Origin of the sequence: Bradyrhizobium sp. Ec3.3, from assembly GCF_000472925.1 — a bacterium.
Classification (GTDB): Bacteria; Pseudomonadota; Alphaproteobacteria; order Rhizobiales; family Xanthobacteraceae; genus Bradyrhizobium.
The window spans coordinates 1-24,818 of sequence record NZ_AXAS01000060.1; the positions used below are offsets into that span (position 1 = coordinate 1).

Here is a 24,818-nt window from a genome sequence, read left to right on the forward strand (position 1 = left end):
AAGAACCCGGTGTCGCCTTCGAAGGATGTGCAGAGGACTCAGTCGTTCAGAGATGAGCACGCGGCAATAGCCATCCCATGATCTTCTGATACGGATCGCGATGACTGCGGACGAATGCGTTCTCGTTCTGCTGAGCGGCGGTCCTGGCGAATTCAGAAATCCCCTCCNTAGACTGCCGTTTATCCTTCGGAAGCTTCGCCCATTGGCGAATGATCTTCCGGCGGGCTTCGCGTTGCTTTTCCCTTACGTCATGCATCGGGACGCTCCTGAACAGGATTATTCCGGTCGACCTAGTATTGTTTGGGCTCACTAGAACTTCAACGTCCAATCAAGAACTCTTAGCCCCTCTGATCGTGCAGCGCTATACATGGGAGCTAGTCTCATATTGGCTTTGCAGGCCCGCCGCCCTAGAATTGCCGCGATCGCAGGACGGGCGAAATGCAGTATGTTTGCGACGCGCCGAAGGGAAAGACCTGGTTCCGTATTGAGACGGAAGGTGAGGCGATGCATGAGTCGCGCCTGATGGGCCACACAGTTGAGAGATATTTCCGCCGCGAGCGGGAGAAGGCAGTCCAGTCCTGGCGTCCCGAGCGGCCCAACGCGATCGAGCGCGACATCGGCCTCGAGGCCCATGTACAGCGAGAGATGCCGCTTTTCCTCACGCTGCGCGACAGGGAGGGCAATGCACTAACTACAGCGATGCTGCCACCGGGTGGCAAGGATCGCGGCGGGTTCCGGATCATCATCGTTGCCGCATCCAATGCCGATCCTTATCCTCAGCAGGACGCGGCCATCGCTGCACTGGGAGCGCATTTCGGTCTCACACTCGATCGCAACCGCTGCTTCCCCTACGGCCGCTAAGGAGCCTGACAAGTATCGCCGCTTGATTGGAGCGATGTCGGCTCCTGGGCCCAACTCGGACCACTAGTGAGGTCCGCTCTTGCGCCGCTATCAGGGGCACAGCGGACCTTGTGCGCGCCCTGACAAGCACGCGCCTTGGTTGGATCAACCCCGCAGGTTGTCGTTTGCGTCGCACCGCTTCGCTGGAAAAAACCACGGTGTCGCCCTTGCAACCGCGCAGCCGGTTCCCACGTGTTCTCCCAGGACATACGCCCGAATGCGGCCGGCAGGGTCGCTAAACATTCGGAGTGTCGTGATCGCCAGCCGCCGACGTATGCCTCTTGTGTAGGAGGTTACGATGTCGGACTTTGGTTTTCTGAATACTCATCGAACATGGGAAGACTGGTGCGGGATGCTGCTCGGCGCGCTGATCGTTGCGTCGCCGTGGTTTCCCGTTCAGGATCATGAGACGATCGTCGGACACCAAGCGGTGATCCTGAACACGGTCGCAGTTGGCCTGGTCGTGTTTGGCCTCAGCCAGCTCGAGTATGTTGCGTTGCAGCGCTGGCAGGAGGTGGCGACGATCCTTGTCGGGCTTTGGCTGATCGTCTCGCCCTATGTCCTCGGCTATTCCGGCGAGGGCTTTCTGCGCGTCTACCACACCAGCCTCGGCGCGCTGGTGGTGCTGCTCGGCATTCTCCAGCTCTGGCAGGATTGGGAGTTGAGCGACCAGGACATGCTCAAGCACGGGCAATAGGCATGGGTGTTCGCACGGCCCGTCGTGCGATCGGCGGGCCTGCGCTCGCTTAACTTTTCACGAGATCCGCGTAGTCTGGATGCTTGTCGATCCAGGCCTTTACGAAGGGACATTGCGGGATCAGCCTCAATCCTGCGGCGCGGACCTGGTCGAGCGCGCCTTGCACGAGCTTTGAGCCGACGCCCTTGCCGCCGAGCTCTTTCGGCACCTCCGTATGCTCGAAGGTGATGACGTTGCCGTCGAGCCTGTAACGCTCGGTGGCGAGATGGCCTTCCACCTCGAGCTCGAAGCGGTGATGGGCCTTGTTGTCGATGACGTCGCTCATGTCGTCTCCCGTCAGCTCTTCAGCGAGTCCGTCAGCATCTTGCGGATCGACCAGGCTTGCCCGTCGGATGAGCTCTTGATGTCGTCGATCTTCCAGCTATTGGCCTCGCGCACGAACTCATAACGCACGACCTGGTCGGCGGGTTTGCGGTCGTTGCGGTAACCGGCGATGGTCGCCGCGACCGTGGCCTTGTCGGTCTCGAGCTTCTCCGTGTCGACCTTGAACGATTTGACGTCGGGTTCCTGCGAATTGGTCACGGGATCGAAATCGACCGGTCCGACGTCGCCCTTCGGCGTGTGCGCGTCGGCCTTGGCCCACAGCGCGACCAGCGATTTCGACAGATACTTTGCCTTGGCGGCCTTGGTCTCGATGATGAAGGCGCCGCCGCCATCGCCCTTACCCTTGGCGGCGCGGGCGTAGATCGCGGTCAGGATCGCGACGGGATCGTTGGCTGAGGGGGCCTGCGCGGCGGCCGCGTTGACGGTGGCGAGAAGCGAGGCGGCGACGAACGTGCGGCGGGTGAGCATGGGATGTCCTGAGATCGGTTCTACCCGCGCTTATAGACCGAATGTCCGGCCGGCGGTGTATCTCAGTAGGGTCTTGTGGCGGCGGATTGGTTCAATCGGCGGCCTTGGCGAGACGCGAATCCTCCGCAGGTTGCGGCCGCAGGCAGCCCTTGCAGATGACGATCGATCGCTTGACCTGCGACTCCTGTTCGGCCTCGATACCGTCCTGGGCCTGCCACCACTCCTTCGAGTAAGGCTGGAGTGCCGCGACCGACTTGTCCTGGCCAGTTCGGGTGGCAGTCCGCGATGTGTGCGCTGGCTTGGGCTGATTGGGATCCTCACCAGCACCGTCCCAGGCATAGCGCGCCGGGGCGAAGGCGGGATCGGAGGCGAGCCGCGCTTGCGGGGCCGCGGCACATCCGGCGAGCGTCAGCGACAACAGGAGAAAGGCGGGCGCTTTGGACATGGTCAGGAACTCTGTACGCGGAGACAGGTCAAGGTTGCCGATCATGTTTAAGATTCCCTGAACGATCGAAGCGACCGCGACGACCAAAGCGAATGAGACTCTTGATCCTGATAGGCGTTCTCTTCGCCGGCGGCCTTGCCCGCGCCGAGGATGCAAAACCGTTCAATCCGGCCGATTACCCCAGCGAGGTGCAGAAGGCGCTGCACTACGCTCATCAGGAATGCCAAAGCCAGGGCGGCGGCGCGGTGAGCTTTGCGCCCGATACGGTGCGCGAGATCGATCTCACCGGCGATGGCCGCGACGACTACGTCGTCGATTTCCGCGACACCAAATGCGATGGCAGCGAGGCCGCCTATTGCGGCAGCGGCGGCTGCGTCATGAACGTTCTGGTGACGCTGCCAAACGGTAATTTGCGCCGCGTATTCGACGGCTATGTCCGGAACTACGAGATCGAGCCGACGCCGATGAAGCGGGGCGCGGCGCGCACCATGCGCTTCGAATTGCACGGCGGCTATTGCGGCGGGCACGGCTCACCGTCCTGCTTCAAGGAGAAGGCGATCTCCATGACGCCTTTCGCGTTCAAGATGCCGTAATGGGGCTCTGCGGCGGGCGGCCTTGCGGCGCTGCTGATGATGGCGATAAATGGGCCGCGAAGAGCGGTCCGCCTGCGCGCCGTCCACCAGCGAAGAGGAAGCCCCATGCAGCCATTGCGGATGTCGCACCGCGTCATGAACCTCGCTTACATGCTGACCCAGAATGCGCGGCGGCACGGGGCGCGGCCGGGTTTCGTGTGGGGCGATAGATCCTGGACCTGGCGCGAGATCGACGCGCATGTGTCCGCGCTCGCCGCTGCGCTTGCCGTGCGCGGCATCACCAAAGGTGACCGCATCCTCGTCCATTCCAAGAATGGCGACGAGATGTTCTTCTCGATGTTCGCCGCATTCCGGCTTGGCGCGATCTGGGTGCCCACGAACTTCCGCCTGATGCCGGACGAGGTCGCCTATCTCGCGCAGGCCTCCGGTGCGAGAGGGTTCTTGTGCCACGGCGATTTTCCCGAGCATGCCGCAGCCGTTGGTGGTAGCGCATTGGAGTTCACCTGGCGCATTGGTGACGGCGCGTTTGGTGAGACCACCGTTGCGGAGGCGATCAACAAGTATGCGGGTGCTAGGATCGAGAACGTCGCCGTCGAGCATGACGATCCCTGCTGGTTCTTCTTCACCTCCGGCACCACCGGCCGTTCCAAGGCGGCCGTGCTCACGCATGGCCAGATGGGTTTTGTGGTCACCAATCACCTTGCCGATCTGACGCCGGGCACCACGGAAGCGGATGCATCGCTCGTGGTCGCGCCGCTGTCGCATGGCGCCGGCGTGCATCAGTTGATGCAGACGGCGCGCGGCGCTCGCACCGTGCTGCTGCCGACGGAAAAGTTCGACATCGGCGAGGCGTTCCGTCTGATCGAGGCGCATCGCGTCAGCAATCTCTTCACCGTGCCGACGATCCTGAAGATGATGGTCGAGCATCCCGCGGTCGACAATTTCGACCATTCCTCGCTGCGCCAGGTGATCTATGCCGGCGCGCCGATGTATCGCGAGGATCAGAAGACCGCGCTGAACAAGCTCGGCAAGGTCATCGTGCAGTATTTTGGCCTCGGCGAGGTCACCGGCAACATCACCGTGCTGCCGGCGGCGCTGCACGATGTCGACGACGGTTCGCATGCCAAGATCGGCACCTGCGGTTTCGAGCGCACGGGCATGCAGGTATCGATCCAGGACGACGAGGGCCATGAGCTGAAGTCGAACCAGAGCGGGGAGATCTGCGTCATCGGGCCTGCAGTGTTCGCCGGCTACTACGATAACCCCGAGGCCAACGCGAAGGCGTTTCGCAACGGCTGGTTCCGAACCGGCGATCTCGGCCACATGGACGAGGAGGGATTCGTGTACATCACAGGACGTGCCTCCGACATGTACATCTCCGGCGGCTCCAACATCTATCCGCGCGAGATCGAGGAGAAGATTTTGACCCATCCCGCGGTCGGCGAGGTCGCCGTGCTCGGCGTGCCCGATCCGACCTGGGGCGAGGTCGGCGTTGCCGTCTGCGTTGCGCGCGAAGGTGCAAAACCCGTGAGCGAGACCGAGATGGCGGCGTTCCTCGGCCCCAAGGTGCCGCGCTACAAGATGCCGAAGCGCTTCTTCTTCTGGGAGGCCCTGCCGAAGTCGGGCTATGGCAAGATCCCCAAGCGGATGGTGCGCGACGAGCTCGAGGCTCGCGGCCTGCTCGATCTCGACAACAAGCAGGCGGGCTGAGCGCTGATCATGCGGAGCATCAAGCAGCCGGGCGCACCGGTCGCCGAGCGTATCCAATGGGTGGAGGCGAGGGGACGGGCCTTCGCGTTCAGGCTCGAGGCCGGCATGCCGTTGCTTGAAGCCGCACGCCGCGGCTTCGCGGCGGAGGGCTTTGCCGGCGGCGTGCTCAACTTCGGTCACGGCGCGCTCGGCCCGTTCGCTTACGTGATGCCGGCGCTGTCGAAGACGGGCGAGAACGCCGCGTTCTACAGTGACACCTTTCGACCCCAGGGCGTGACGCGGGTGAAGCTGGGCAGCCTGACGCTCGGCAGGCGCGACGGTGCGCCGTTCTTTCATTGCCACGGGCTTTGGACCGAGGCGGACGGTCGCGCCAGCGGCGGCCACATGCTTCCCGAGGAGACTGTCGTCGCGGAGCCGTTCGAGGTTGCGGCGTTCGGCATCGACGGAGCGATGTTCACGGCGGAGCCTGACGGCGAAACCAACTTCAAGCTGTTCGGACCGGTGGCCGCTGAGCCTAGCGGCGCTCACGCCACAAGCCGCGCCTTCGCGCTGCGGCTGCGGCCGAACCAGGACTTTGCGGGGGCGCTCGAAGGCTTCTGCCGTGAGCACGGCATCGCGCGTGCGAGGATCCACGGCGGCGTCGGCTCGACCATAGGCGCGCGCTTCACCCATGGCGGCGTGACCGAGCCCTTTGCCACCGAACTGGCGATAACGGCCGGCACGATCGCCCCCGGCGGCTCCGGCGCACTGCAGGCCGCGCTCGACGTCGCCCTCGTCGACTACGCCGGCGGCCTCGCCGAGGGCCGGCTGATCCGCGGCGACAATCCCGTGCTAATGACGATGGAGCTGGTGCTGGAGGTGCTGAATTAGGGAGCAATCGGAGTTTGTAGCTGGCCACAGATACCACTTCCATGTGGCGATTGTTCTTGTTATGTTCCTGGCGATGGCCGATTTGGCAGCAACTACTGGCTGGGGATGGATATGGGCAGAAGAGGCAATCGCACGATCAATTTGCCCGCGCCTTATTTGAAACGAGTCTGGCTTGAGCCGTCGAAGATATCCAATCGGGAAGCCTATCCGTTTTGCCTTCCCATCTTCGCCAATGACTTCGAGCTCAGTTTTGAAGCCCCCATCACCATCATTGTCGGCGAGAACGGCACCGGCAAATCCACGATCCTGGAGGGCGTCGCGGCGCTTGCCGGTTACGACGACGCCGGCGGCGGCAAGGGTTATATGCCGGTTGATCACTCCCAGGCGCTGGAGAAGATGGGCGGCCAACTGTCGAAGGCGTTGCGCGCCAGCTGGCTGCCCAAGATCACCAACGGTTGGTTCTTTCGTGCCGAGAGTTTTTTCACAGTTGCGAGATATCTCGATCAGGCTGCGCGTGATGTGGGCGAAGTTGGCCCTGACTTCCTCTCCCACTCCCATGGCGAAGGCTTCCTGCGCTTCTTCGAGGAGCGCTGTCAGCGCCAGGGTATCTTCATCTTCGACGAGCCGGAATCCGCGCTCTCGCCGGCACGGCAGATCGAATTTTTGAAGCTGCTGCGGCGCATGGAGGACTCCCGCATCTGCCAGGTCATCATGGCCACACACGCGCCGATGTTGATGGCTTATCCCAATGCGGCGCTGTTGCGGCTGACCAAAGCCGGATTGGAGCCTGCGACGTTGTGGGAGACCGACCATTTCAAGGTGCTGCACGAGTTTTGCGACGATCCGGCCGGATTCATCGACGCGGCGCTCCAGGACGAGTAGCGGGTACGGGACATGGGGAGAACGCGACGCCGTTAGACCATCGAAATCGCCACGAAGGGCCTCGATCCCGTCCAAAACTACGTTACCATGTCCGCAGCGCGCGGCAGTCGCGCAGAGACCAACAACACATTTGAGGATACGACATGAGGGTGACGAAGAGGACGGCGCTGGCCGTGTTTGCGGCGCTGGCGGTGGGGACGACGGCCTTGACGGCCGCCTGGGCGCACGGGCCGACCCGGCAGAAGGTGCGGGAATCCATCGAGATCAACGCGCCGCAGGCCAAGGTCTGGGCGTTGATCGGCAATTTCCAGGACATGAGCTGGCTCGCGGGCGTCAGCAAGACCGAGGGCGAGAAGGGCAACGAGATCGGCGCCACGCGGCGACTGACGCTTGGGACCGGCGCCACCATCGACGAGGAGCTCTACAAATACGAGCCCGACATGATGAGCTATTCGTACCGGATCACGACCGTCGACGTGAAGGTGCTGCCGGTCACCAACTATTCCTCGACGTTGTCGGTGTCGCCGGCTCCGGAAGGCAAGACGAAGCTGGAATGGGCCGGCGCATTCTATCGCGGCTTTCCCAACAATGACCCGCCACCGGAGCTCAGCGACGAGGCGGCGGTGAAGGCGGTGAGCGGGCTCTACAAGGGCGGCCTCGAGGCACTGAAGAAGAAGATCGAGAGCGGAAGCTGAGCGTGCGCGTGATGGTCCTGGCGGCGCTGGCCGCCAGCATCGGCCTGGTCCCGGTCGAGGAAGCCTCTGCCGAGGAGGCGTTCGTCACCAACCAGCTCAGCGACAATCTGACGGTCGTGGATCTCGCAAAGCTGCGGCCGGTCGCAACGATTGCGATCGGCGGCAAGCCGGCGGGCGTTGCCGTCACGGCGGATGGGCGCTTTGCCTATGTGACGAGTCCCGACGCCAAGGCGCTCACGGTGGTCGACGCTGCTGCCCGGAAGGTCGTCGGCCGGATTGACGTCGGCGGCGGTCCGCTCGGCGTCGCCGTGGCGCCGGATGGGGGGACCGTCTATGTCGCCGACTGGTACGCGGCGGCCGTGCGGGTGATCGATCCGCGGACACAAAGCGTAGTCGCAAGCATTGTGGTCGGTGCCTCGCCCTCCGGGCTGGCAATGACACCTGACGGTCGACTGTTGCTATCGGCCGATCGCGACGCCGACAGCGTCTCGGTCGTAGACACAGCTACTCGCGAGCGGAGGGCCACCATCAAGGTCGGCACGCGCCCGTTCGGCATCACCATCGATGCAGAGGGCAGGCGCGCCTTCACCGCCAATGTCGGATCGAACGATGTCTCCGTGATCGATATTGCAGAGGCGCGCGAGATCGGCCGCGTGCCGGTGGGCATGCGGCCGTACGCGGTGGCCCTGGCGCAGGGCCGCGGTTTCGTCACCGACCAATATGGCGGCACCGTCAGCGTGTTCGACCTTGCGACGCTGAAGCCGGTCAAGCGCATCACTGTCGGCGACTATCCGGAGGGGATCGCGGCCACGGCGGATGGGCGGCGCATCATCGTGGCGAATTGGGAAAGCAACTCGGTGAGCGTCATCGATGCGATCGAGCTGAAAGTGACTGATGAGGTCAAGGTTGGCGATGGCCCGCGCGCGTTCGGGGCGTTTCTCAGGCGGACGGAGTAAGGGGCAGTGCGTGGCGGTGCGTAGGGTGGGTTAGCGAAGCGTAACCCCACCTCTTTACTCACCGCGCGTCGAGAGAAGTGGTGGGTTACGCCTGGCGGACTGCGCTTCGCGCAGCCGCAGGGCTAACCCACCCTACGAAGTCTTCGCTTCGGCGAACGCCTTCAACTTCAAAAAGAAGTCCCGCAGAATCGGATTTCGGTCCACGAAGGTCACATACCTGATAGCATGTCGCCTGCGATCGATGCTCCAGGTCATCTGCTCCGTCACGACAGGCGCCGGGATGATCACGCTCGGCGCCCAATCCGGGTTCAGGAGCCAGCCGACCGGCGCCATGTCCCAGATCTCTTTCGACCAGCCGAGATGATCGGACGAATACTCCTTGAACCGCATCGCCAGGAACGCGCCGATGCTGCCGTGAGGTTCGACATGGCGCTCGATCTCCGGCACGGTCGAGTGAAGATGCGAGGTCACCCCCTTGCACGGCACGAGCACCAGGGGCACGCCGCTGTCGAACAGCACCTGGGCGCCACCGACATCCTGCTTGAGATTGAACTCGATCGTGTGCGGCCATTCCAGCGCATGGCCGCCAAGCCACACCACCACGACGCGATCCCTGATATCGGGCGCCTTGAGAAGCGCTGAGGCAACGTTGCTGATGGCGCTGATGGCAACGATGTAGAGCGGCTTGTCAGGCGATCCGGCCCGCGCTCGCGCGATCATGTCGTCGACAGCGGGCGCTTCGCGGGCTTGCTTCTGGGCGCCGACATAGTCGGTGACGCCGCGATGAACCAGACCGTCAGGCGAAACGTTCAGACGCTCCAGCAGGCGCAGGATTTCCTGATAGCTCAGCTCCATGCCGTGGCTAGGGCTGTCTGCGCGCTTGTTGAAGAACGGGGCGGCGTAGATCGCCTCCACGTCGAAGCGCTCCTTCGAGAGCAGCATCTGGACGAGCGCGAACTGATCGTCGATCTCGTTGTAGGTATCGGTGTCGAGCACGACGCGCACCCTGCCGACGGGCGGCGCCAAAAGCATTAAGCGGGCAGCTTCCGTGATTGCCATCAGCGCCTCCTAAGTTGCGTTGGCGGGATCAGGAGAGCGAGCCCGGCACAACGCATCCGCTATTTCGTCCATCTGTTCGAACGTGTGATCGGGCGCCAGCGCTCGCAACGCCGCCGGCGCGGCGTAGCCCCAGCAGACGGCGCCGCACGCAATGCCAACGCTACGGGCCGCCTCGATGTCACGCACCTCATCGCCGATGGCAATGACCTGTGCCGGCTCGACGTCGGCGCGGCGGATGACCCGGCGGAATTTCGCGGGCTTGCCGAACACCGAAGCGGCGCAGTCGAAATGCGCGAACAGGTTAGCTGCCGCACCTAACTTCTCGCGCGCATTGGCTTCGCTGTCCGAGGTCACCAGCGCGAGCTGCACGCGTCTTGCGGCCAGCGTCTGCAGCATGGCCTCGACGCCGGCGAACAGGGAAATTTCCGCCGCTGCCTCCGCCTTCAACCGCCGCGCATGCCGTGCGATCGCCGGCAGCTTCCACAAGGGCACCTCGAGCCGCCTCAAAATCTCGCGCGTCGAGGCATGCCGCAGCCCCTCGACATCCTCATCTGCCACGCGGCGAAAGCCGAAGCTATCGGCAACGTCGTTGATGGTGCGCAGAAACCACGGAAAACTGTCGGCCAGCGTGCCGTCGAGATCGAAGATGGCGAGGGAGTAGGGCATGTCTGGTAGAGCGGTCAGTCGGCTAGCCCTGTCAACTTCGCCCTACGTTTTGCGACCCGGTGCCTCAATCTTTTATCATCCAAGTAGTTCGGCAATACGGTCGTCTTGCGCAAGTACTGCATCGGCGATGCTGAATATCTGTTGGGCAAAGGGGGTACCTACCACTTCGTCGCGCGCGAACACCTTGCCGATGAGAGGGCTGCGGGAGAAGGATCGTGGTCCAGCATCGATGACCATCATAGCTGGACCAGTATCCAATAGGCGATAGGCCAGAGCGACCGCACAACGGTCCGCTGCGGTGGTGCCTTTTCCCCAATTCCCAACGATGAGATCGATGTTGGCGCCTTGATCTGAAATGTGACCAAGAGTCCAGTGCACGTAGTACGCGGCTAGGCCTTGCGTTTCGTTGGACGCGAGTCCCCAAACGGTGCGACTGGTACGACCACAGCAATCACAGATGCCGGTATCCTTCGAGCCCGTACGTTCGATGCTGATGCCAGCCAACATGGCTCAAGCCTACTCCGCCGCTTCGCTCGTGCTCCTGCGCTTCGGCTTGCCCGCCTTCTTCAGCACCGGCTCCAGAAATTTGCCCGTATAGCTGCGCGGCGCCTTGACGATGTCCTCCGGCGGGCCCCAGGCGACGATTTCGCCGCCGCCGTCGCCGCCTTCAGGGCCGAGGTCGATGACCCAGTCTGCGGTCTTGATGACCTCGAGATTGTGCTCGATGACGACGACCGTGTTGCCCTGCGCGACCAGCTCGTGCAGCACCTCCAGCAGCTTCTTGACGTCATGGAAGTGCAGACCCGTCGTGGGCTCGTCCAGGATGTAGAGCGTGCGCCCCGTCGCGCGCTTGGACAGCTCCTTCGCGAGCTTGACGCGCTGGGCTTCGCCGCCGGACAGCGTGGTGGCCTGCTGGCCGACATGGATGTAGTCGAGGCCGACGCGGTGCAGCGTGTTGAAGGTTTCGCGGACGCGTGGCACCGCCTTGAAGAACTCGGCGGCTTCCTCGACGGTCATGTCGAGCACGTCGGCGATGCTCTTGCCCTTGAACAGGACCTCCAGCGTCTCGCGGTTGTAGCGCTTGCCCTTGCAGACGTCGCAGGTGACGTAGACGTCGGGCAGGAAGTGCATCTCGATCTTGATGACGCCGTCGCCCTGGCAGGCCTCGCAGCGGCCGCCCTTGACGTTGAAGGAGAAGCGGCCGGGCTCGTAGCCGCGCGCCTTCGCTTCGGGAAGGCCGGCGAACCATTCGCGGATCGGCGTGAAGGCGCCGGTATAGGTCGCCGGGTTCGAGCGCGGGGTGCGGCCGATCGGCGACTGGTCGATGTCGATGATCTTGTCGATGTGCTCGAGGCCCTCGATGCGGTCGTGGGGCGCGGCCCCTTCGCTCGCATTGTTTAGCTTGCGGGCGATGGCGCGATAGAGCGTGTCGATCAGCAGCGTCGACTTGCCGCCGCCGGAGACGCCGGTGACGCAGGTGAACAGGCCGAGCGGAATCTCCGCCGTGACGTTCTTGAGATTATTGCCCCGCGCGTTGACCACCTTGATGGTGCGGCGATGGTTCGGTGGGCGTCGCTCCGGCACCTCGACCTCGAGCTCGCCGGTGAGATATTTTCCGGTGAGCGATTTCGGGTTGCGCATGATCTCGGCGGGCGTGCCTTCGGCGACGATGTGGCCGCCATGCATGCCGGCGCCGGGGCCGATGTCGAGGACGTAGTCGGCGAGACGAATGGCGTCCTCGTCATGTTCGACCACGACCACCGTATTGCCGAGGTCGCGCAGGCGCTTCAGCGTGTCGAGCAGGCGCGCATTGTCGCGCTGGTGCAGGCCGATCGAGGGCTCGTCCAGCACGTAGAGCACGCCAGTCAGCCCCGAGCCGATCTGCGAGGCGAGGCGGATGCGCTGGCTCTCGCCGCCGGACAGCGTGCCGGAGGAGCGAGACAAAGTGAGATAGTTGAGGCCGACGTCGAGCAGGAAGGTGAGGCGCTCGCGGATCTCCTTCAGGATGCGTCCGGCGATTTCGTTCTGCTGCTTGTTCAGCGCCTCCGGCACGGTCTCGAACCATTCGCCGGCGCGCTTGACCGACAGTTCCGAGATTTCTCCGATGTGCTTGCCGCCAACCTTGACGCAGAGCGCCTCCGGCTTCAGCCGAAAGCCCTTGCAGGCCTCGCAGGGGACGTCGTGGAAATACTTTGCGAGCTCCTCGCGCGCCCACTCGCTCTCGGTCTCGCGATAGCGGCGGTTGATGTTGGTGATGACGCCCTCGAACGGTTTCTTGGTGTCGTAGGAGCGAACGCCGTCCTCGTAGGAGAACTTGATCTCGTCTTCGCCGGAGCCGTAGAGGATCGCGTCTTTCGTCTTCTTCGCGAGATCCTTCCACTTGGTGTCGAGCGTGAATTTGTAGTGTTTGCCGAGCGCGGTCAGCGTCTGCACGTAATAGGGTGATGACGATTTGGCCCACGGCGCGATCGCGCCCTTGCGCAGGGTCATCTCCTTGTCGGGGATGACGAGGTCCTCATCGACATGCTGCTCGACGCCGAGACCACCGCAGGCGGGGCAGGCGCCGTAGGGATTGTTGAAGGAGAACAGCCGCGGCTCGATCTCGGGGATGGTGAACCCGGAGACCGGGCAGGCGAACTTTTCCGAGAACAGGATGCGCTCTGGCCCGCTCTTGTCGTGGATCTTGGCGGTCTTCTTTTTCTCTTCGACGGGTGCAGCCGCCGGCGCATCGGCGAACTCGACGACGGCAAGGCCCTCGGCGAGCTTCAGCGCAGTCTCGAAGCTTTCGGCAAGGCGCTGGCCGATATCGGCGCGCACCACGATGCGGTCGACCACGACGTCGATGTCGTGCGGGAATTTCTTGTCGAGGCTCGGCGCCTCCGCGAGCTCATAGAAAGTTCCGTCGATCTTGACGCGCTGAAAGCCCTTCTTGAGCCATTCGGCCAGCTCTTTCCTGTACTCGCCCTTGCGGCCGCGCACGACCGGCGCGAGCAGGTACAGGCGGGTACCCTCGGGCAGCGCCAGCACGCGGTCGACCATCTGCGAGACGGTCTGGCTCTCGATCGGCAAGCCGGTCGCGGGCGAATAGGGCACGCCGACGCGCGCCCAGAGCAAGCGCATGTAGTCGTAGATCTCGGTGACGGTGCCGACGGTCGAGCGCGGGTTTTTCGAGGTCGTCTTCTGCTCGATGGAGATCGCGGGCGACAGGCCGTCGATCTGGTCGACGTCCGGCTTCTGCATCATCTCCAGGAACTGGCGGGCATAGGCCGACAGCGACTCGACATAGCGCCGCTGGCCTTCGGCATAGATGGTGTCGAAGGCGAGCGAGGATTTTCCGGAGCCGGAGAGGCCGGTGAACACCACGAGCTTGTCGCGCGGAATCTCGACGTCGATGTTCTTGAGGTTGTGCTCGCGCGCGCCACGGATCGTAATTGCGCGCAGGCTTGAGCCCGCGTTCTGTTGTTGGCGCTTCGCCTTGATCACTTCGTCCATCCCAGTGGTCCCCAAGGAGATTCCCACGCCGCGCGGCCGCGCCGGCGTTCAGGCGCGCCTCGCCCGGAACCGGGGATGGACGCCTTGTGGGTAAGTCGCGAACGTAGGAAGAACGACGGCGGATTTCCAGTGCGAGTTGCGAATCGTCAACGGATTGTTGGCGTGCTGGCAGGACATGGCAGTAGCTCGCAGAGCTGCCGCCTCTGGCCCAAGCAAAAAGGCCGGCGCAAGCCGGCCTTTCCGTCGAGAATCAATCTCGAAGATCAGTACTTCGCGACGACCGGGCCACCGAAGTGATAATTCACGCCGACCTGCACGCTGTGGAGGTTCAGCGTGCCGGACGAGACGGTGCCGGCGAAGTAGTTCTCGCTGCCGAGGCTACGATAGAGGTACTCGCCCTTCACCGACCACTGCGGAGCAAAGAAAGCTTCGACACCCGCGCCGAGTGTCCAGCCCGTGTGGAACTGGCTGTCCGAGGCGAGCACGCCAAGCACGTCCGCGGTCAGCTTGTTGTTGATCCAGGCGAAGCCGCCGGTGCCGTAGAGCAGGACCTGGTCGAACGCCACGCCGACGCGACCGCGCACAGTTCCCAACGAATTGATCCGGCTCGTCACGGCGAGCACGCCCGGGGTGCCGGCTGTCGCGCTCACGTCAGCCCAGCCGCCATCGGCTTCGAGACCGAGCACGATGTTGCTGGCCTGCCAGTTGTAGCCGACCGTACCACCGGCGAAGCCGCCCTTCATCTTCGGGTCAGTGGAGGTGTTTTCCCAAGCGTAGCCACCGAAGCCACCGAGGTAGAAGCCGGTCCAGTTATAGGCCGCGGCGGGGGCCACTGGAGCCTTGGTGTAGGGGCGGGCCGCCAGATCGGCAGCCATGACCGGAGCGAACGCGCTGAGTGCGAACAAACTGGCCGAAGCCAACAAAACCTTCTTCATTTTCAACTTAGTCCCAGTCCCAGTTTCTGTTTTTGCCTTCCGTGCGCGGAAGGACATCGGACGTTCTGGTCCAACTGATGTCGTGCTTACACCAGTAAAGCCGCAAGTTGTGTGCCCGAGATGCCACACCACGCGGAAAACGTGTAAGGATGGCTGACCTGTTCATACCGGCTGTACCCGGACAGCAAAAAAGGCCGGCGCGAGGCCGGCCTTTTCGACAGGAAGAGGTTTGGCGAAGGATCAGTACTTCGCGATCATCGGCCCGCCCCAGCGATAGTTCAGGCGGACGAGGCCCATATCGACGTTCTGGCTGATCCGGTCGCTCCCGGCCGCGATGCCACCAGGCGTCGTGAAGCCGAGGGTGCGATTGCCGAGGAAGATGTGGTCGTACTCGACGCCCACCGACCAGTTCGGCGCAAAGCCGACTTCCAGGCCAGCGCCAACCGTGCCGCCCCAGCGGGTTTCGCGAGCCGAAGCCACCAGCACGCCGGTCGGTATGTCGAAGATGTCATACTTGTCGCCGACAACCGCACCGCCGCCCTTCACGTAGAACAGCACGTTGTTCCAGGCATAGCCGATCTGGCCGGTGATCAGGCCGAAGGAGTCGATTCGCGAACGGTTGCGGTCGGCCAGGAAGACGGCGCTGGTGTTATCGCCGTTGAAGTTGGCCCAGTTGCCCTGACCTTCGAAGCCGAACACCCACTGGCCAGTCTGCCAGCGATACCCGATCTGACCACCAACCGTGCCGCCGGTCGCATTGTGGCACCCTTCACCCACAAGACTGCCGGGAACACCGGTCACAAGGCCGGTGCTGTCCACGAAGTCCCAGCATTTGTGGGCCGAGCCGCCGCCGCCGTTGATGCCGATGTAGAAGCCACTCCAGTCGTAGACCGCGGCGATTGCCGGGGGCGGAGCCTTTACGTACGGACGCGCAGCGAGATCCGCCGCGCTCGCCGGAGCCGACAGGCTCAACGCAACTGCACCAATGGCCCCAACCAAAATCTTCTTCATTTCTGTCCCTCCGGCTGTGCCGCTTCTCTGGTCCCCGAAGCGGTCAATCAAGGCGCGACGCCCAATGAATCGATGTCGCGTCAAACCTAGCCTGATCCACCGGTAGAGTCCGTCTCCCAAAAGCAACAGTCGCGAGCGAACTGAGCGGTTCCTAACTTAATGAATGTTAAGCGGTATTTCCGTCCGCGGGAACCCGAAAAAGTTCCATGCGGTTCCATTAACTTGTTAGATGTGCAATCTTAACTTGCTGGTTTATACCGCCACTGCTTGCGCAAGAACAAAGCTGGAACGTTGCTGGCCCGGGTGCTATATGTGGGGATAACCTGCGGGACCGCGGGCTCGGCGACGTCCGCCAGCGTATAGGGTCGCACAGCAGGCGGCAGCGAGCGGTTTTGGCACGGCTCCGGCTTTTTCGAACAATTTCGCAGTTTGTAGTGGAGAGCGGCGATGGCGGGAAGCATCAACAAGGTCATTCTGGTCGGCAACCTCGGCAAGGATCCTGAAATCCGCCGTACCCAGGACGGGCGGCCGATCGCCAATCTGAGCGTCGCAACGTCGGAGACCTGGCGGGACAAGGCGACCGGCGAGCGCAAGGAAAAGACCGAGTGGCATCGCGTCGTGATCTTCAACGAGGGACTCGCAAAGGTCGCCGAGCAGTACCTGAAGAAGGGCGCGAAGGTTTACGTCGAAGGCGCACTGCAGACCCGCAAATGGACCGACCAGAGCGGCGCCGAGAAATACTCGACCGAAGTCGTGTTGCAGGGCTTCAACTCCAACCTCACGATGCTCGACGGCCGTGGTGGCGGGGGAGGCGGCAGCTTCGGCGAGGAGCCGGGCGGCGATTTCGGCTCCAGCAGCCCGGTGAGCAGCGCACCGCGCCGCGCAGTCGCCGCGGGCGGCGGCCGCAACAGCGACATGGACGACGACATTCCGTTCTAAGTGGACACCCCCTTCTAACGGAATGGTTCGCCGCCTTCGTGAGAAGGGGCAGCATTTCTTACCAATTTGCTGATCGGGCTTGTTTTTGCAGGCCTGCCTAATGTTGCGCATTAAGGATTTCCCAGCCCAGCGATGTGAATGGCATTCACTTCATGTTAATGCTATTTACATCGTTCCGCGCCGGCTTCTCGAGGCGCCATCACCGGGATGCCTCAGCCATGATGCTCGCGCCGCTGCTTGACGCCGCTCCAGCCATCCCGCTCCACGCCTTTGCAGCGATGACTGCCTTCGTGCTCGGCGTCGTCCAGTTCGCGGCTCCCAAGGGCACGCTGCCGCACCGGACCGTTGGCTGGATCTGGGTGGCACTCATGGCCATCGTGGCCGCGTCATCGTTCTGGATCCACCGGATCCGGCTGGTCGGGCCGTTCAGCCCGATTCATCTGCTCTCGATCTTCACGCTCGTGATGCTGCCGCTCGCGGTGTGGCGGGCGCATACCCATCGCGTCGCCGATCACCGGCGGATCATGATCTTCATGTTCATCGGCGCGCTGGTGGTCGCAGGGTTGTTCACGCTGCTGCCGGGACGCATCATGCATCACGTGATTTTCGGCTCTTAAGGCAGGGTTCCATTCGGCCTGCTCCGTCGCTCCAAAGGAGGCTTCGCGGGAGCCGTAAGTCGTTGGAAAAATAAGCGGAAAAAGCGCTTCCCGGGAGCCTTGCCAGGGTGGTTATCAGACCCTCGATGCGCTATATGATTCCCGGACAAGAACTCACCGGATTCCCCCTTGGCTGACGACGACAACGACAAGCCCGGCGACAAGCCGGAGCATCCTTCGGATATTCGCCCGATCTCGATCCTCGACGAGATGAAGAAGTCCTACCTCGATTACGCCATGAGCGTGATCGTGGCGCGCGCGCTGCCCGATGCGCGCGATGGCTTGAAGCCGGTGCACCGGCGCATCCTCTTCTCGATGAACGAGGAGGGCTATACCCCCGACAAGAAGCACAAGAAGTCCGCCGGCATCGTCGGCGACGTCATGGGCCAATACCACCCGCATGGCGACCAGGCGATCTATGACGCGCTGGTGCGTATGGCGCAGCCCTTCTCGATGCGCGAACTGCTCGTGGACGGGCAGGGCAATTTCGGTTCGGTCGACGGCGATCCGCCGGCGGCGATGCGCTACACCGAGTCGCGCCTGACCAAGATCGCGCTCAAACTGCTCGAGGACATCGAGAGCGAGACGGTCGACTTTCAGGACAATTATGACGGCTCGACCAAGGAGCCGGTGGTCCTGCCGGCGCGGTTCCCGAACCTGCTGGTCAACGGCGCCGGCGGCATCGCCGTCGGCATGGCCACCAACATCCCGCCGCACAATCTGGGCGAGGTGATCGACGCTTGCCTGGCGTTGATCGACAATCCTTCGCTCACCATCGACGAACTGAACCACATTATCCCAGGTCCGGATTTCCCGACCGGCGGCATCATCCTGGGGCGCCAGGGCATCCGCAGCGCCTACCATCTCGGACGCGGCTCGATCGTGATGCGCGGCAAGGTCGAGTTCGAGACGATCCGGAAAGAACGTGAGGCGATCGTCATCACCGAGATTCCGTATCAGGTGAACAAGGCGACGATGGTCGAGCGCATCGCCGAGCTCTACAAAGAGAAGAAGATCGAGGGCATCTCCGATCTGCGCGACGAGTCCGACCGCGACGGCTACCGCGTCGTCGTCGAGCTCAAGCGCGACGCCGTGCCCGACGTGGTGCTGAACCAGCTCTACAAGTTCACGCCGTTGCAGACGAGCTTCGGCGTCAACGCCGTCGCGCTCGACTCCGGCCGTCCGCAGACGATGAACCTGAAGGATATGCTGACGATCTTCGTCGGCTTCCGCGAGCAGGTCGTCACCCGCCGCACCAAGTACAAGCTGCGCAAGGCGCGCGAGCGCGCCCATGAGCAGGTCGGTCTTGCGATTGCGGTCGCCAATATCGACGAGATCATTCGCGTGATCCGGACTTCGCCGACGCCGGCCGCTGCGCGCGAGACCCTGATGACGCGCGACTGGCCGGCGCGTGACGTCGAGGACATCATCACGCTGATCGATGATCCCCGCCACCGCATCAATGCGGACGGCACCGTCCGTCTGTCGCTGGAGCAGGCCAGGGCCATCCTGGAATTGCGCCTCGCGCGCCTCACGGCGCTCGGCCGCGATGAGATCGGCGACGAGCTGTCCAAGCTCGCCGGCGAGATCGGCGACTACCTCGACATCCTGCGTTCGCGCGCGCGTATCCTCGACATCGTCAAGACCGAGCTCGCCGAGGTGAAGGCGGAGTTCGCCACCCCGCGCCGGACCGTGATCATGGAGCAGGAAGGCGAGGTCGAGGACGAGGACCTGATCCAGCGCGAGGACATGGTCGTCACGGTTTCCCATGCCGGTTACGTCAAGCGCGTGCCGCTGTCGGCCTATCGGGCCCAGCGCCGCGGCGGCAAGGGACGCGCCGGGATGCAGACCCGCGACGAGGATTTTGTCTCGCGCCTGTTCGTGGCCTCCACGCACACGCCGGTGCTGTTCTTCTCGTCGCGCGGCCAGGTCTACAAGGAGAAGGTCTGGCGTCTGCCGATGGCGGCGCCGAACGCGCGCGGCAAGGCGCTGATCAACATCCTGCCGCTCGAGCAGGGCGAGCGCATCACCACGATCATGCCGCTGCCCGAGGATGAATCCACCTGGGGCCAGCTAGATGTGATGTTCGCCACCACCGGCGGCAATGTCCGGCGCAACAAGCTGTCCGACTTCGTCGACGTCCGCCGCTCCGGCATCATTGCGATGAAGCTCGACGACAATGAATCAATCGTCGACGTGCAGATCTGCACCGAGCGCGACGACGTGCTGCTGACCGCCGCCGGCGGCCAGTGCATCCGCTTTCCCGTCACCGACGTGCGCGTGTTCACCGGGCGCACCTCGATGGGCGTCCGCGGCATTGCGCTGGCGGGGGCCGACAAGGTGATCTCGCTGGCGATCCTGCGCCACGTCGAGACGACCTCGGACGAACGCTCGGCGTACTTGAAGATGCGCCGCGCGGTCGCGGGCGAAGGTGCGACGGATGAGGTCGCAGAGGCCGAAACCGAGGAGACGTCAGGCGCGAGCGAGCTCTCGCAGGATCGCTATGTCGAGATGTCGGCGGCCGAGCAGGTGGTGCTGACCGTCTCCGTCAACGGCTATGGCAAGCGGACCTCGTCCTACGAGTACCGCACCACGGGCCGCGGCGGCAAAGGCATCGTCGCCATGAGCGTCAACAACCGCAACGGCAATCTGGTGGCGTCCTTCCCGGTCGAGGAGGCCGACCAGATCATGCTTGTGACCGACAAGGGCCAGCTGATCCGCTGCCCGGTCGAAGGCATCCGCATCGCCGGCCGCTCCACGCAGGGCGTGATCGTGTTCGACACCGCCGAGGACGAGCACGTCGTCTCGGTCGAGCACATCACGGAAGAGGCGGAGAACGGCAATGGCGAGAACGGGAACGGACACTAGTTACGGTGCGTAGGAGCGTAGCCCGGATGGAGCGAAGCGAAATCCGGGACAGCACCTGACATCACGAAGAACCCGGATTGCGCTTCGCTCCATCCGGGCTACGAACTCAGCGCAGAAGGCGGCAGAGTTGCCGCCGCTCGTCACTTTGAGTAGTGTCCGGGGATCGATCCGTCATCCGCTAGCAACTTACGGACTCGCCGGGAACGTGCGCGTCATCTGCATTCTTTTTGTCGTTGGTTTGCTTGGCGCCGCATTGGCCGGGCAGGCGGCTGCGCAGCCGGCTGCCAACGCCGTCGCCGACACGTGCCGCGCCGACATCGACGATCAGAAGCTTGACGCCCGGGAGCCCGTCTGCCTGCGCGAGTACGGAAAGCGCGCGAGCCGGAAGGGCGATTTGCTGACGCTGCAGCTCGAGAACGGCACGTCAAAAATCTATCGGACCGATACAAAGGCCTGTGAGACCCGACGACGTGCAGCATTGCGTTCAGTACTGGTTTGCCGGCTACCATCCGGTAGCCCACGTCTATTCCATCGCGGCTAAGTATTACGAGGGTAGCGGCGTCGAGCTCGTCAGCGCACGCACGGGGGCCAAGCTGCTTCTCCCTGGCGTGCCATTCCTTTCGGATGACGGCACGAATTTTCTCGTTATCGACAACGATTATGCGCACGGCGGCGAGTATGACCTCGCCGTCGGCTCGACTGCAGGCGACGCGCCTGCGCTGCAATGGAAGCACGCGCAGGACGCGCTGTTCGAATGGCGCCATCAGCGCTGGATCGACGAGGATCACGTCGCGCTGCGCGTATTTCCAGCCGACACCGAGCAGAAATGTCCGGACGATAAGTGCGACGCAGTCTTGGTGCGTTTCAACGACGGCTGGACGGTCCGGCGGGTCCCGGCAACGCAGAGGTAGTTGCGCCGGTCCGGCTCGCTAGATCTCCAGCTCCGTGCCGAACTCCACCACCTGTCCAGTCGGCACGCCGAAGAATGCCGCGGAACGTTCGGCGTTGCGTTGCAGGAAGGCGAACAGCGACTCCCGCCAGACCCACATGCCCGGGACGTCCTCGCGCGGGATGATGGTCTCGCGGCCGACATAGTAGGTGATGTCGGAGAGGTCGATGCCCGGCAATTTGCCCTGCCGGCAGGCGAGCTTCAGCCCCTCATAGATGGTCGGGTTCTGCATGAAGCCGTAATGCAGGACCACGCGGGTGATCGCCGGGATGATCTCGATCACCTCGGTGCGCTCCTCGTCGGGCACGTGGGGGATTTCCTCGATCAGGACGGTCACGAGCAGCACGCGTTCGTGCAGGACGCGATTGTGCTTGACGAATTGCGTCAGCGCGAGCGGCACGCCTCTCGGCGCCGAAGCGAGATAGACGGCGGTGCCGGGCAGGCGGGCGCGGCACTTGTTGACCGCGGTCTCGATCAGATCCTCCTCGGGCTGGCGTAGCCGCGCGCGGGCGTGCTCGACGAGTTTTACGCCGCTGCGCCAGGTTAGCATCAGGAAGGCGACGAGGCCGGCGAGCAGCAGCGGAAACCATCCGCCCTCGAACAGCTTGATCGAATTGGCTGCGAAGAAGATCACATCGATCGCGAAGAAGAAGCCGTTGACCGCGACCACGAGCCAGGGCGAATAGCCCCACTGGATTGCGACCAGCGCGGCGAGCAGCGTGGTGATCGCCATCAGGAGCGACACCGCGATGCCATAGGCTCCGGCGAGCGCATCCGAGGTGCCGAAGGAGAGCACCGCGCCGAGCGTTGCGGCGGCGAGCAGCCAGTTCACCAGCGGCACGTAGATCTGGCCAATCGCATGGCTCGTGGTATGGCGGATCTGCATCCGCGGCAGGAAGCCGAGCTGGATCGATTGCTGGGTCAGCGAGAACACGCCCGAGATGATCGCCTGCGAGGCGATCACGGTCGCAACCGCCGAGAAGGCGACCAGCGGGTAATGCAGCGCATCCGGGCAGAGCTGGAAGAACGGATTCTCGATCATCGTGGGGTCGGTGATCAGGAGCGCGGCCTGGCCGAAATAGTTGAGCACCAGGGCCGGCAGGCAGATGGCGAACCAGGCGAGCCGGATCGGCAAGCGCCCGAAATGCCCCATGTCGGCATACATCGCCTCGCCGCCGGTCACCGCCAGGAAGGCCGCGCCGAGGATCGCGAAGGAAACGTGGAAATCCTGGTGGATCAGGAATTCGAAGGCATAGAGCGGGCTCAGCGCAGCCAGCACCGCTGGCGCCTTGACGATGCCGTGGATGCCGAGCGCGGCGAGCACGCCGAACCAGGCCAGCATGACGGGGCCAAAGATCCGGCCGATGAAGCCGGTGCCCTGCTTCTGCATCATGAAGAGACCGATCAGGATGACGATGGTGATGGGCACCACGACCGGCGCGAGCGAGGGCGCATCCACTTTCAGGCCTTCGATGGCGCTCAGGACCGAGATCGCCGGCGTGATCGCGCCATCGCCATAGAGCAGGGCGGCGCCGACGAGGCCGACCACCAGGAGATGCGCGCGCCAGGTGCCTGGTTGCGCCTGACGAGCATGCAGCAGTGCCAGCAGGGCCACGATGCCGCCTTCGCCGCGGTTATCGGCGCGCAGGATCAGCAGCGCGTATTTCAGCGAGATGATCAGGAGCAGCGCCCACAAGATGAGGGACGCAACGCCGAGCACGGCGTCCTGTGTCACCGTCCCACCATGGGCGGCCGCCTTGGCGGCTTCCTTCAGGGCATAAAGGGGGCTGGTCCCGATATCACCATAGACGACCCCGAGGGCGCCCATGGTCATGGCAAGCGGCAGCGGATCGGGATGGTGGCCGGTAGCAACAGCAGGCGTACTGGACAATGGCAACCCCCTCATGGCGACGCGCCCGCCGGGCTATCCGGGGGGCGCGATCGTCAGCTCAGTCTGCGACGAGACGTCGCAAATTTCCATGGGGTTTGTGTGACGCCGGATGACGCCGGATTAGGCAGCGTTGGCCTACGGCGTCCGGTCGGCGGTCACAAGGCGCACCTCTCGGACGTTGGCCTTGGTGTCGGCGCGGCGCAGGCAGGAGGCTTCGAAGTTCGGCCAGGCTTGCTGCGAGCAATCCTTGCCAACGACGCGGATGTCCAGCCGGTCACCCTTGGCGAGGGGCTGCGGCACGCTGGCTTCGACGGTCGGAGCGAAACCGGGCAGCACGGTAAGAGCCGCGGCAACGCACGCAGCAACAGCGATCGCTGAAAGAGCCTTGATCATCGACGGTCCCCTGTGATGCGGCCGCTGCGCCTGTTTGCGGCCCGTCATTTCGTTGGGCGGATTAGTAACCATGGCCAGTTTCCGGACGTCTTCGCGGATGGCGAAAATGGTTTCGTTCGCCATCCGTTTTGTTTCGTCGCTGCCCCCAGGACGAAACAGTTCAGGGGATTCCGACAGGCTTTCGCAGGAAAAGCGGGCAGGGAACCTGGCCGGCTTGCCGGGCAGGGCGTGGCGCGGTAGGAGGAGGCCATGCCGCGTATCGCCTTTTATCCGGGTTCCTTCGACCCCATCACCAACGGCCATCTGGACGTGGTCCGGCATGCCGTTACCCTGTGCGACCGGCTGGTCGTGGCGCTCGGCGTGCACCCCGGCAAGAAGCCGCTGTTCTCGACCGAGGAGCGGCTTCAGATGCTGCACGATGTCTGCGGGCCGATCGCCGCCCAGGCCGGCTGCGCCTTCGAAGCCACGACCTTCGACGACCTGACCGTGACCGCGGCGCGCAAGCACGGTGCGACCATCATGATCAGGGGTCTTCGCGATAGCACCGACCTCGACTACGAGATGCAGCTCGCCGGCATGAACGAGGCCATGGCGCCGGAGGTGCACACCGTCTTCCTGCCGGCCTCACCCATGGTCCGCCCGATCACCGCCACACTGGTGCGCCAGATCGCCGGCATGGGCGGGGATGTCTCGGCGTTCGTACCGCCGCTCGTCGCAAGCCTGCTCAAGGCAAAATTCGCCAGCTAACGGCGCGCGTTTCATCTCATCTGATCCGGAGTTTTCATGATCCGTCGTCTCGCAATCCTTGCCACGATCTTTGCCGCGTTGATCGGCATTGCCCCTGCGGTCGCCCAGACCCTGCCGGCGGGCCTCGACAAGGCCAACGCGCTCGTCATCGACACCACCAAAGGCCGCGTCGTCATCAAGCTGCGCACGGATCTTGCGCCCCAGCACGCCGAGCGGCTGAAGCAGCTCGCGCGCGAGGGCTTCTACAACAACGTGCCGTTCCATCGCGTGATGGACGGCTTCATGGCGCAGACCGGCGACGGCCAGAACGGCAACGGCACCGGCGGCTCGAAATATCCGAACCTGAAGCAGGAATTCTCCAAGGTGCATTTCGCCCGCGGCATCGTCGGCATGGCCCGCCGCGGCGATAGCGTCGACAGCGCCAATTCGCAGTTCTTCATCATGTTCGCGGACGGCGGCAGCCTCGACGGCCAGTACACCGTGATCGGCGAGGTCGTGCAGGGCATGGACGTCGTCGACAAGCTGAAGAAGGCCCCGCCTGGCTCCGGAAGCGGCACCGTCACCGATCCCGACAAGATGGTGAAGGTGCAGGTCGCCGCCGACATCAAATAG

General features: G+C 63.7%; 26 protein-coding genes. 15 read left to right on the forward strand and 11 right to left on the reverse strand.

What is annotated here, in order from left to right; genetic code table 11:
• Positions 1-438 precede the first annotated feature (438 nt).
• Positions 439-861, forward strand: a complete 423-nt coding sequence (locus YUU_RS0137320) for a hypothetical protein (protein ID WP_027526897.1) — start codon at positions 439-441, stop codon at positions 859-861.
• 337 nt (positions 862-1,198) lie between these two features.
• Positions 1,199-1,597: an SPW repeat protein gene (locus YUU_RS0137325; RefSeq protein WP_027526898.1), complete on the forward strand. Its 399-nt coding sequence runs from the start codon at positions 1,199-1,201 to the stop codon at positions 1,595-1,597.
• Between the two features lie 49 nt (positions 1,598-1,646).
• Here YUU_RS0137325 and YUU_RS0137330 read toward each other — a convergent pair whose 3' ends face one another.
• From YUU_RS0137330 to YUU_RS0137340, 3 genes are all read right to left on the reverse strand, one after another.
• Complete coding sequence (locus tag YUU_RS0137330) at positions 1,647-1,922, reverse strand: GNAT family N-acetyltransferase (RefSeq protein WP_027526899.1); 276 nt, start codon at positions 1,920-1,922, stop codon at positions 1,647-1,649.
• An 11-nt stretch (positions 1,923-1,933) separates the two neighbouring features.
• Entirely contained in the window at positions 1,934-2,449 is a 516-nt protein-coding gene (locus YUU_RS0137335) for a DUF3828 domain-containing protein (protein WP_027526900.1), read from the reverse strand.
• Positions 2,450-2,540: 91 nt separating this feature from the next.
• Positions 2,541-2,894, reverse strand: a complete 354-nt coding sequence (locus YUU_RS0137340; RefSeq protein ID WP_027526901.1) for a hypothetical protein — start codon at positions 2,892-2,894, stop codon at positions 2,541-2,543.
• Positions 2,895-2,986: 92 nt separating this feature from the next.
• Between YUU_RS0137340 and YUU_RS0137345 the strand changes: the two genes are divergently transcribed.
• From YUU_RS0137345 to YUU_RS0137370, 6 genes are all read left to right on the forward strand, one after another.
• Entirely contained in the window at positions 2,987-3,487 is a 501-nt protein-coding gene (locus tag YUU_RS0137345; RefSeq protein ID WP_027526902.1) for a hypothetical protein, read from the forward strand.
• A gap of 105 nt (positions 3,488-3,592) precedes the next feature.
• Positions 3,593-5,197: an acyl-CoA synthetase gene (locus tag YUU_RS0137350; RefSeq protein ID WP_027526903.1), complete on the forward strand. Its 1,605-nt coding sequence runs from the start codon at positions 3,593-3,595 to the stop codon at positions 5,195-5,197.
• A gap of 9 nt (positions 5,198-5,206) precedes the next feature.
• Positions 5,207-6,067: a PCC domain-containing protein gene (locus tag YUU_RS0137355; RefSeq protein ID WP_027526904.1), complete on the forward strand. Its 861-nt coding sequence runs from the start codon at positions 5,207-5,209 to the stop codon at positions 6,065-6,067.
• Between the two features lie 111 nt (positions 6,068-6,178).
• A complete protein-coding gene (locus tag YUU_RS0137360) occupies positions 6,179-6,949 on the forward strand; it encodes an AAA family ATPase (RefSeq protein WP_027526905.1) in 771 nt (256 codons plus the stop codon).
• 143 nt (positions 6,950-7,092) lie between these two features.
• Positions 7,093-7,644, forward strand: coding sequence for an SRPBCC family protein (locus YUU_RS0137365; protein ID WP_027526906.1), 552 nt, complete (start codon positions 7,093-7,095; stop codon positions 7,642-7,644).
• 2 nt (positions 7,645-7,646) lie between these two features.
• Positions 7,647-8,600, forward strand: coding sequence for a cytochrome D1 domain-containing protein (locus tag YUU_RS0137370; protein WP_027526907.1), 954 nt, complete (start codon positions 7,647-7,649; stop codon positions 8,598-8,600).
• Between the two features lie 132 nt (positions 8,601-8,732).
• Here YUU_RS0137370 and YUU_RS0137375 read toward each other — a convergent pair whose 3' ends face one another.
• The 6 genes from YUU_RS0137375 to YUU_RS0137400 form a co-directional block, all read right to left on the reverse strand.
• The gene (locus YUU_RS0137375; RefSeq protein ID WP_027526908.1) at positions 8,733-9,659 is read right to left on the reverse strand and encodes a nucleoside hydrolase; all 927 of its coding nucleotides are present in this window, start codon (positions 9,657-9,659) and stop codon (positions 8,733-8,735) included.
• Between the two features lie 9 nt (positions 9,660-9,668).
• On the reverse strand, positions 9,669-10,325 hold the full coding sequence (locus YUU_RS0137380; protein ID WP_035664438.1) for an HAD-IA family hydrolase: 657 nt from the start codon (positions 10,323-10,325) through the stop codon (positions 9,669-9,671).
• A 75-nt stretch (positions 10,326-10,400) separates the two neighbouring features.
• Positions 10,401-10,832 (reverse strand): hypothetical protein, encoded by a 432-nt coding sequence (locus tag YUU_RS52995; protein WP_035664444.1) that lies wholly within the window; start codon positions 10,830-10,832, stop codon positions 10,401-10,403.
• Between the two features lie 9 nt (positions 10,833-10,841).
• The gene (gene uvrA / locus YUU_RS0137390; protein ID WP_027526910.1) at positions 10,842-13,817 is read right to left on the reverse strand and encodes an excinuclease ABC subunit UvrA; all 2,976 of its coding nucleotides are present in this window, start codon (positions 13,815-13,817) and stop codon (positions 10,842-10,844) included.
• Positions 13,818-14,080: 263 nt separating this feature from the next.
• On the reverse strand, positions 14,081-14,752 hold the full coding sequence (locus YUU_RS0137395; protein WP_027526911.1) for an outer membrane protein: 672 nt from the start codon (positions 14,750-14,752) through the stop codon (positions 14,081-14,083).
• A 240-nt stretch (positions 14,753-14,992) separates the two neighbouring features.
• A complete protein-coding gene (locus YUU_RS0137400; protein ID WP_027526912.1) occupies positions 14,993-15,763 on the reverse strand; it encodes an outer membrane protein in 771 nt (256 codons plus the stop codon).
• A gap of 447 nt (positions 15,764-16,210) precedes the next feature.
• Between YUU_RS0137400 and YUU_RS0137405 the strand changes: the two genes are divergently transcribed.
• The 5 genes from YUU_RS0137405 (at position 16,211) to YUU_RS0137420 (ending at position 21,137) form a co-directional block, all read left to right on the forward strand.
• Positions 16,211-16,702 carry a single-stranded DNA-binding protein gene (locus YUU_RS0137405; protein WP_027526913.1) on the forward strand — a complete coding sequence of 164 codons (492 nt, stop codon included), beginning with the start codon at positions 16,211-16,213 and terminating at the stop codon, positions 16,700-16,702.
• A 218-nt stretch (positions 16,703-16,920) separates the two neighbouring features.
• Complete coding sequence (locus tag YUU_RS0137410; RefSeq protein ID WP_027526914.1) at positions 16,921-17,319, forward strand: DUF2306 domain-containing protein; 399 nt, start codon at positions 16,921-16,923, stop codon at positions 17,317-17,319.
• Between the two features lie 168 nt (positions 17,320-17,487).
• Positions 17,488-20,226 carry a DNA gyrase subunit A gene (gene gyrA, locus YUU_RS0137415; protein WP_027526915.1) on the forward strand — a complete coding sequence of 913 codons (2,739 nt, stop codon included), beginning with the start codon at positions 17,488-17,490 and terminating at the stop codon, positions 20,224-20,226.
• 127 nt (positions 20,227-20,353) lie between these two features.
• Positions 20,354-20,767, forward strand: a complete 414-nt coding sequence (locus YUU_RS59260) for a hypothetical protein (RefSeq protein WP_156944726.1) — start codon at positions 20,354-20,356, stop codon at positions 20,765-20,767.
• Positions 20,697-21,137, forward strand: a complete 441-nt coding sequence (locus tag YUU_RS0137420) for a hypothetical protein (RefSeq protein ID WP_156944727.1) — start codon at positions 20,697-20,699, stop codon at positions 21,135-21,137. Before YUU_RS59260 ends, YUU_RS0137420 begins: the two co-directional genes overlap by 71 nt.
• A gap of 18 nt (positions 21,138-21,155) precedes the next feature.
• Here YUU_RS0137420 and YUU_RS0137425 read toward each other — a convergent pair whose 3' ends face one another.
• Both YUU_RS0137425 and YUU_RS0137430 read right to left on the reverse strand, forming a co-directional pair.
• Complete coding sequence (locus tag YUU_RS0137425) at positions 21,156-23,009, reverse strand: potassium transporter Kup (protein ID WP_027526917.1); 1,854 nt, start codon at positions 23,007-23,009, stop codon at positions 21,156-21,158.
• Positions 23,010-23,201: 192 nt separating this feature from the next.
• Positions 23,202-23,459 carry a hypothetical protein gene (locus YUU_RS0137430; protein WP_027526918.1) on the reverse strand — a complete coding sequence of 86 codons (258 nt, stop codon included), beginning with the start codon at positions 23,457-23,459 and terminating at the stop codon, positions 23,202-23,204.
• A 249-nt stretch (positions 23,460-23,708) separates the two neighbouring features.
• Here YUU_RS0137430 and coaD point away from each other — a divergent pair, with 249 nt between their 5' ends.
• Both coaD and YUU_RS0137440 read left to right on the forward strand, forming a co-directional pair.
• On the forward strand, positions 23,709-24,206 hold the full coding sequence (gene coaD, locus YUU_RS0137435; RefSeq protein ID WP_027526919.1) for a pantetheine-phosphate adenylyltransferase: 498 nt from the start codon (positions 23,709-23,711) through the stop codon (positions 24,204-24,206).
• A 36-nt stretch (positions 24,207-24,242) separates the two neighbouring features.
• Positions 24,243-24,818, forward strand: coding sequence for a peptidylprolyl isomerase (locus YUU_RS0137440; protein WP_027526920.1), 576 nt, complete (start codon positions 24,243-24,245; stop codon positions 24,816-24,818).

Coding starts and splice junctions, on each gene's coding strand:
- YUU_RS0137320 (WP_027526897.1), top strand. CDS start 439: ATGCAGTATGTTTGCGACGCGCCGAAGGGAAAGACCTGGTTCCGTATT.
- YUU_RS0137325 (WP_027526898.1), top strand. CDS start 1,199: ATGTCGGACTTTGGTTTTCTGAATACTCATCGAACATGGGAAGACTGG.
- YUU_RS0137330 (WP_027526899.1), bottom strand. CDS start 1,922: ATGAGCGACGTCATCGACAACAAGGCCCATCACCGCTTCGAGCTCGAG.
- YUU_RS0137335 (WP_027526900.1), bottom strand. CDS start 2,449: ATGCTCACCCGCCGCACGTTCGTCGCCGCCTCGCTTCTCGCCACCGTC.
- YUU_RS0137340 (WP_027526901.1), bottom strand. CDS start 2,894: ATGTCCAAAGCGCCCGCCTTTCTCCTGTTGTCGCTGACGCTCGCCGGA.
- YUU_RS0137345 (WP_027526902.1), top strand. CDS start 2,987: ATGAGACTCTTGATCCTGATAGGCGTTCTCTTCGCCGGCGGCCTTGCC.
- YUU_RS0137350 (WP_027526903.1), top strand. CDS start 3,593: ATGCAGCCATTGCGGATGTCGCACCGCGTCATGAACCTCGCTTACATG.
- YUU_RS0137355 (WP_027526904.1), top strand. CDS start 5,207: ATGCGGAGCATCAAGCAGCCGGGCGCACCGGTCGCCGAGCGTATCCAA.
- YUU_RS0137360 (WP_027526905.1), top strand. CDS start 6,179: ATGGGCAGAAGAGGCAATCGCACGATCAATTTGCCCGCGCCTTATTTG.
- YUU_RS0137365 (WP_027526906.1), top strand. CDS start 7,093: ATGAGGGTGACGAAGAGGACGGCGCTGGCCGTGTTTGCGGCGCTGGCG.
- YUU_RS0137375 (WP_027526908.1), bottom strand. CDS start 9,659: ATGGCAATCACGGAAGCTGCCCGCTTAATGCTTTTGGCGCCGCCCGTC.
- YUU_RS0137380 (WP_035664438.1), bottom strand. CDS start 10,325: ATGCCCTACTCCCTCGCCATCTTCGATCTCGACGGCACGCTGGCCGAC.
- YUU_RS52995 (WP_035664444.1), bottom strand. CDS start 10,832: ATGTTGGCTGGCATCAGCATCGAACGTACGGGCTCGAAGGATACCGGC.
- uvrA (WP_027526910.1), bottom strand. CDS start 13,817: ATGGACGAAGTGATCAAGGCGAAGCGCCAACAACAGAACGCGGGCTCA.
- YUU_RS0137395 (WP_027526911.1), bottom strand. CDS start 14,752: ATGAAGAAGGTTTTGTTGGCTTCGGCCAGTTTGTTCGCACTCAGCGCG.
- YUU_RS0137400 (WP_027526912.1), bottom strand. CDS start 15,763: ATGAAGAAGATTTTGGTTGGGGCCATTGGTGCAGTTGCGTTGAGCCTG.
- YUU_RS0137405 (WP_027526913.1), top strand. CDS start 16,211: ATGGCGGGAAGCATCAACAAGGTCATTCTGGTCGGCAACCTCGGCAAG.
- YUU_RS0137410 (WP_027526914.1), top strand. CDS start 16,921: ATGATGCTCGCGCCGCTGCTTGACGCCGCTCCAGCCATCCCGCTCCAC.
- YUU_RS0137425 (WP_027526917.1), bottom strand. CDS start 23,009: ATGACCATGGGCGCCCTCGGGGTCGTCTATGGTGATATCGGGACCAGC.
- YUU_RS0137430 (WP_027526918.1), bottom strand. CDS start 23,459: ATGATCAAGGCTCTTTCAGCGATCGCTGTTGCTGCGTGCGTTGCCGCG.
- coaD (WP_027526919.1), top strand. CDS start 23,709: ATGCCGCGTATCGCCTTTTATCCGGGTTCCTTCGACCCCATCACCAAC.
- YUU_RS0137440 (WP_027526920.1), top strand. CDS start 24,243: ATGATCCGTCGTCTCGCAATCCTTGCCACGATCTTTGCCGCGTTGATC.